4 protein-coding genes are annotated in these 6,418 nt (G+C 62.6%); 3 read left to right on the forward strand and 1 reads right to left on the reverse strand.

All coding sequences use genetic code 11. The features are described from left to right. The coding region (locus BGN95_RS07800) for a TonB-dependent receptor (RefSeq protein ID WP_286772214.1) at positions 1-1,549 on the forward strand (1,549 nt) is incomplete at its 5' end. A 20-nt stretch (positions 1,550-1,569) separates the two neighbouring features. Beyond that, a complete protein-coding gene (locus tag BGN95_RS07805) occupies positions 1,570-2,103 on the forward strand; it encodes a 2,4'-dihydroxyacetophenone dioxygenase family protein (RefSeq protein ID WP_265270301.1) in 534 nt (177 codons plus the stop codon). Between the two features lie 50 nt (positions 2,104-2,153). Here BGN95_RS07805 and BGN95_RS07810 read toward each other — a convergent pair whose 3' ends face one another. Further along, a complete protein-coding gene (locus BGN95_RS07810) occupies positions 2,154-3,086 on the reverse strand; it encodes a LysR family transcriptional regulator (protein WP_265313073.1) in 933 nt (310 codons plus the stop codon). A 122-nt stretch (positions 3,087-3,208) separates the two neighbouring features. On the opposite strand from BGN95_RS07810, the gene BGN95_RS07815 reads away from it, so the two are divergent. Continuing rightward, complete coding sequence (locus tag BGN95_RS07815) at positions 3,209-6,286, forward strand: TonB-dependent receptor domain-containing protein (protein WP_286772215.1); 3,078 nt, start codon at positions 3,209-3,211, stop codon at positions 6,284-6,286. The last annotated feature ends 132 nt before the right edge of the window (positions 6,287-6,418 follow it).

Consider the following 6,418-nt stretch of genomic DNA (forward strand, 5'->3'; position numbering starts at 1 on the left):
TGCCGCGCGCCGCGGCGGGCTGACCGGGCTGTTCGATCATCCCGCCTTGTTCGGGGTGAATGCCGATGCCAACCCGGACAATAACCGCCTGCCCTACGACGGTCGCTTCATCACCAAGGATATCGACACCAGTTACGCGAACGGCAACAACTTCAACAAGCTGAAGCAGGGCGGCGCGGCGCTGACGCTCGAATATGATCTGTCGCGCAACGCGACGCTCAAGTCGATCACCGCCTATCGCCAATTGCGCTGGAAGGTCGCGATGGACCTGGACGGGTCGCCGCTCAACTTTCTCAACACCAGCTTCCCGATGTTTCAGAAGCAGTTCAGCGAGGAATTGCAGCTCACCGGGAATGCGCTGGACGACCGCGTCAAATATGTGCTCGGCGCTTATTATTTTACCGAATCCGGCAATATGCGCGATTTCGTCACCTTTGCCGAAGGGCTGTTGCAGGTCGACGGGCCGAACAATCTGGCGACGCGGAATTTCGCTTTCTATGGCCAGGTCGATTACAAGGTGACCGAGCGGCTGGGCCTGACGCTGGGCGGGCGTTACACCCGCGAGAACAAGGAATTCGAAGGGTTCCAGTCCGATCTCAACGGGCTGAACTACAAATTGGCGCAAGCCTTCGGCAATCCCGATTGCGCGTCGCTCGATCCGATCAGCGATCGATGCCGGATCGATAACGGCTTCCCCAATCCCGGCCAGCCGCTGCGCTATTATATCGCCGGGGTGCAGAAGCAGACGTTCAGCAACTTCTCGCCCAAGGTCGGCCTGCAATATCATCCCGGCGACGATGTGATGATCTTCGCCAACTGGTCGCGCGGTTACAAGACCGGCGGCTGGACGACGCGGCTGTCCGCGCCCCTGCCCTATGCGCCGACCTTCGGGCCGGAAAAGGCCGAGACCTGGGAGGCCGGGGTCAAATCGACATTGCTGGCGCGGCGGCTGCAGATCAATGCCGCGTCGTTCCTGACCAATTACAAGGGCATCCAGCTCAACTTCCAGCAGGGGGTTTCGCCGGTGATCCAGAATGCCGGCGACGCGCGGATCAAAGGCTTCGAGCTGGAGATGACCGCGCTGGCCGCGCGCGGCCTCTCGCTGACCGGATCGGTGGGCTATACCGATGCTTATTACACCAATGTGCTGGCCGGCGCGGCGGTCGCGCCCTCGGCGCTGCAGGTCGGCGTATTCAAGGGCGCGACCTTGCCCAAGACGCCGAAATGGAAGCTCAATTTCGGCCCGCGGTACGAGGCGGAGCTGGGCGGCCACGGCACGATCGTGCTGCTCGGTGACGTGACCTATACCAGCGCGGTCAAAAACGACACCGAGGGGACCTACCTGCTGATGCGCCCCGCCAATGCGCTGATCAACGCGAGCGTCACCTACAAGGCACCGTCGGGCAATTGGGACGTGACGCTGGGCGGCACCAATCTGACCGACAAGAGGCTGATCGTCACCGGCCAGGCGCAGCTCGCCGGCGGCCCGATCTTCGGCACCTATAACCGCCCCGCCGAATGGTATGCGCGGCTTGGCGTGAAATTCTGATGCAGAAGGAAACACCCCCCATGAGCACGATGAAGGCACCCCCGTCCGGCGCATATAAGATCGTCGACATCCCGGAGCTTTACCCCGATCTGATCCGCGCGCGCGGGGTGGAGGGAAGCTATGTCGGCGCGTCCGAGGCGGAGAGCCCGTGGGTGCCGTTCGGCGACAATGCCGCGATCCGCCACCTCGCCTTCGACGTGCGCGACAACATCTACGTCAACATCCTGTGGATCAAGGGACCGGGGGTGATCGGCACCCACAAGCATCGCGGACGGGTGTGGGCGATCGGGCTCGAGGGGTCGTTCCGCTATCTCGAATATGGCTGGGTGTGCCGGCCGGGCGAGTTCATCACCGAAACGCCGGGGACGGCGCACACGTTGGTGACCGACGATCCCAATGGGATGAAGGCGCTGTTCCACATGCAGGGCGCCAATGAATTCTACGACGAGCACGGCAACCACATCGAGACGCTCGATGTGTGGTGGTTCATGAACCACTATGAGAGCCATTGCCGCGAACACGGGCTGCCGATCAACGAGCAGCTTTACCTGTAGCGTCAAAGTTCACGAAGTTCACACGAGTGAGCGGTTGTGGCGCGCCGCCGTCACGCGATCCGCGCCGAACCGTAGCGCGGATCGCCGACGACGCTCTCCAACAGGAAATTCTCAACGATATCACCGTAATAGCCGCAGCTGTCATCCTTTCGGAACCACAATAGCTGCCAGGTTTCGGTCGGATAAAGCAGAACGATCGCCTCGCGCATCGCCAGCGGGATCATCGCCTCGGTGAACATGCCGACCGCGACGCCACTCTCCAGCATCGAGACGAACACGTCGAAATAGGGCGGGCGCCCGACGATCTGCGCTGGCCGGATGCCGTGCCGTCCCAGCGCTTTCAGCTCGTCGCGCTCATAAGTGCCGCTGATCCGCGGCAAGGCGAAGGGCAGCGCCGCAACCTCGTCGGCGGTCAGCGGCAACGCCCGCCCCCCGGCCAGCCGACGGTGCCCGTATATGCCCCCGCGGACCAGCGCGACCGGCCGCAGGAAATCGGCGACCGGGGCGGGCTCGATCTGATGGACGAGCGCGAAGTCATATTTTGCGCGCGCCAAGGCCGCGTCCAGTTCCTTGCGCGGCAAATGAAGGTCGAACACCAGTTCAACCTCCGGGTGACGGGTAAGAAAGCCGCCGAGCTTGGGCCGAATGAAGTTTTCCGCCAGCCCCTGCCCGATCAACAATTGGAAGCGTGTCGATCCGGTCTTGACCGGATTCGCCCGCCGATGCGCCGCCAGCGCGGTGGTCGCTGCCTCGAAGCGCTGGAGATCTTGCAGGAAAGCTGCGCCCGTCGGGGTGATCAGCGGGCGCCGGCCCGGCTTGCGATCGAGCAGCGCGACCCCAAGTTGCTCTTCCAACGTCTTGAGTTGATTGCTGACCGATGCCTGAGAAATACCGAGATTCTCGGCGCTTATCCTGAAGCTTTTGGTTGCGCAGAGGCTCGAGAATACTTCGAGCTGGCGCAATGTGAATGGCAGATTCGCCATATGATCCTCCCGCCACAAAATCATAATCTACAATCAATGTCCTGTCATCACTTGGCGATGCATTGCTTGCCTGGGAAACAGTCGCGAAGCTCCCGCCCAGGCAATGCGAGGGGGAGGAAGCAATGCGGCAATCGATCGGGCGTGGGCGCAAGCCGCTGGCGGCGCTGTTGGGGAGCAGCGGCGCCGCGGCGCTGGCATCCTTGGCAACGCCGGCATCGGCGCAGGAAGCGCCGGCCACCGAGGCCCCTGCCGTGCAGGAAGTCGTCGTCACCGGATCGCGCATCCGCAGCGACGGCAGCAAATCGCCGACCCCGCTCACCGTGGTCAGCGCCGATCAGCTCGCGGCGATGGGGCCGAGCGGCCTCGTCGAAGGCGTCAGCCAATTGCCGCAATTCTTCGCCAGCCAGTCGGTCGCCGCGGTGCAGACCGCAGGGGTCGGCGGCAACGGCTGGTTCCTGCGCGGCGGCTATGGCAACCTCGACCTGCGCGGGCTCGGTATCAACCGCACGCTGACCTTGCTCAACGGCCATCGCGTCATCTCGTCGAGCGCGTTCGGGGGAGTCGACGTCAACGTCATCCCCAAGGCGATGGTAAACAACGTCGAGACGGTGACCGGCGGCGCCTCCGCCGCTTATGGCACCGACGCGGTCGCCGGGGTGGTGAATTTCAAGCTCAACCGCAATTTCACCGGGCTGCGCGCCGATGTGCAGCAAAGCATCACCTCGCGCGGCGACAACCGAGGACTGCAGGCGTCGGTGAGTTACGGCACCAAGTTAGGCGATCGCGGGCATATCCTGCTTTCGGGCGAATTTTCGATGCAGGACGGCGTGCACACGATGCGCGGGCGGGACTGGTACAAAGCCTATGGCGTGATCAACGGCAACGTCTATCCCGATGTCGTCTCGACCTCCACCTCGTTCAACGGCCTCATCTATGCGCCGGGTACGCGGCTCAACGCGATGCAATTCCTGCGCGACGGCAGCGGGATCACGCCGTTCGTTGCCAGCAGCGTCAGCGCCGGGACGATCGGCGGCCGGGGGCCCCTGGCCGGCAGCCAATCGATCACCAACGGCGGTAGCGGCGATTATATCGGGCGCGATCAGCTCACGATCTTTCCCGACGCCGATCGCAGCAGCATCTATGCCTATGCCGATTATGAGATCGCCGATCATGTGACGGTCTACGCGCAATATATCCGCGGACAGAACAAGACTTTCCGCTACAACGAGCCGACCGGCTCGCTGAGCGGCACGCCCAGTGTGGCGAGGATTTATTCGGGCAATGCGTTCCTGCCCGCGTCGGTGCAGCAAATCATGACGGCCGATGGAATCGAGTCGTTCGAGTTCCGCCGGATCGGCGGTGACAGCGATTTCGGCAGGCTGTCGACCCAACGCGACAACAGCGTGATGAATTCGTTCGCCGGCGGCCTCACCTGGGATATTTCCGGCGGGGCGCTGGATGGCTGGCAGGCCGATCTTTATTATCAATATGGCACCAACAAGCGGAAAGCCTATCAGAACGGGCTGCGGCTCGATCGTATCTTCGCCGCGCTCGATGCGGTGACCGATCCGGCAACCGGCCAGCCGGTCTGTCGCGTATCACTCTATGGCAACAGCTTTCCGGGATGCGTGCCGATCAACCTGTTCGGTCAGGGCAATGCATCGGCCGCGGCGATCGATTACGTCACCGGCTATGAGCCGGGGCAGCAGATCACCACCCCGATCTATTATGCCGATACCGGTTTCGCGCGCGGCGAGACGCTGAGCTACGTCTCCGGCACGGAAAAGGTGGGCATCACCGATCTGCGCCAGCATCAGTTCGAATTCTCGATGAATGGCACGCTGGTCGAAGGCTGGGCCGGACCGATCAAGGCCGCGTTCGGCGGATCGTGGCGGCGCGAGGCGATCCGGCAGGTCGTGCAGGACCCGGGCAACCCCGCCGCCAACCACGATACCTTCCGACCGGTGCAGTGCAGCGATCCGAAGGTTACGGCCAATCCGCCGCCTGGTCTGCGCAACGTGTCAAACGCCGATTGCGGCAATTCGGTTGCGCTGCAATATTCGAAAGTGTCCAATATCCGCGGCGCGATCAACGTCACCGAATTGTTCGGCGAGACTCAGGTGCCGCTGCTCAGCGAGGCGGGCCCGATCCGCTCGGCCAATCTGCATCTCGCCGGACGCTGGGCGAATTACACCGGGTCAGGCGGAATCTGGGCGTATAAGGCCGGGCTGGAAGCCGATATCGCCGATTTCCTGCGCTTGCGCGGCACCTGGTCGCGCGACGTGCGCGCCGCCAATCTGTCCGAGCGGTTCGACAAGACCGGCGGGATCACATCAATCGACGATCCGCGGACGCCAGGCGTCATCGAATCCATCTCTGTGACAAATTATTCGGGTGGCAACCCCAGGGTGAACCCGGAGAAGGCCGATACATGGACGGCGGGCGCGGTGATCCGCCCCGGCTTCGTCCCGGGCCTGTCACTCTCCGCCGATTATTATGACATCCGCGTCAAAGGGGCGATCGCCCGGCTTGGCTCGCAGGGCGTGTTTAACGGCTGCGTGATCGATGCTGCTCCCGAATTGTGCGCGCTGGTGAGTTTCGACACGGCCGGACAGCCGACGCTGATCGGCGATATTTTCATCAACGTTAACCAGAATCGCGTGCGCGGGCTGGACGTGGAGGCCAATTATACCCGCCCGATGAACCTGACCGGCGGCGAGGGTGAGGCAATCAATCTGCGACTCTTCGCCAATTGGCTGTTCGAAAATTCGCAAACCCTCAGTAACGGCACCTATATCGATCGCGCCGGGCAGACCGGTATCCAGCAATCAGATGGCTTTCCTTATGGCCTGCCGAAGTTCAAGCTGACCGGCAATGTCACTTATACGAGCGGCGGTTTCTCGTTCTTCACCCAGGCGCGCTACATCGGCTCGGGCACGCAGGAAAACGCCCGGCCAAGGGACGCTGCCTATAACAAGGTCGATTCAGCCTTCTACCTCGATCTCAGGCTCGCGCAGAAAGTGAAGTTCGGCACCGACAGCGAAGTGGAAATATTCGGCTCGGTCACCAACCTCACCGATCGTTCGCCACCGGTCACACCTTATTACAGCAACTTCTACACCCGGGCGATCCAGTTCAACTCGGTGTTGTTCGATCTGCTCGGCCGGCGCTTCACCGTCGGGATGAAGTTCGCGCTATGAACCAGACGGTAATGCCCAAAGCATTCTCACGTCGTCAGGCGATCGCCGGGGTGGCAGGTGCGGCGGCGCTGGCGGGGGCGCCGGCGGTCGCGCGGACCTTCAATGGCAAGGTCAGGCAGAAGCAGCCCAACA

This window comes from Sphingomonas sp. 66-10, from assembly GCF_001897045.1.
In the GTDB taxonomy this organism is placed as follows: Bacteria; Pseudomonadota; Alphaproteobacteria; order Sphingomonadales; family Sphingomonadaceae; genus Sphingomonas; species Sphingomonas lycopersici.

Coding starts and splice junctions, on each gene's coding strand:
- BGN95_RS07805 (WP_265270301.1), top strand. CDS start 1,570: ATGAGCACGATGAAGGCACCCCCGTCCGGCGCATATAAGATCGTCGAC.
- BGN95_RS07810 (WP_265313073.1), bottom strand. CDS start 3,086: ATGGCGAATCTGCCATTCACATTGCGCCAGCTCGAAGTATTCTCGAGC.
- BGN95_RS07815 (WP_286772215.1), top strand. CDS start 3,209: ATGCGGCAATCGATCGGGCGTGGGCGCAAGCCGCTGGCGGCGCTGTTG.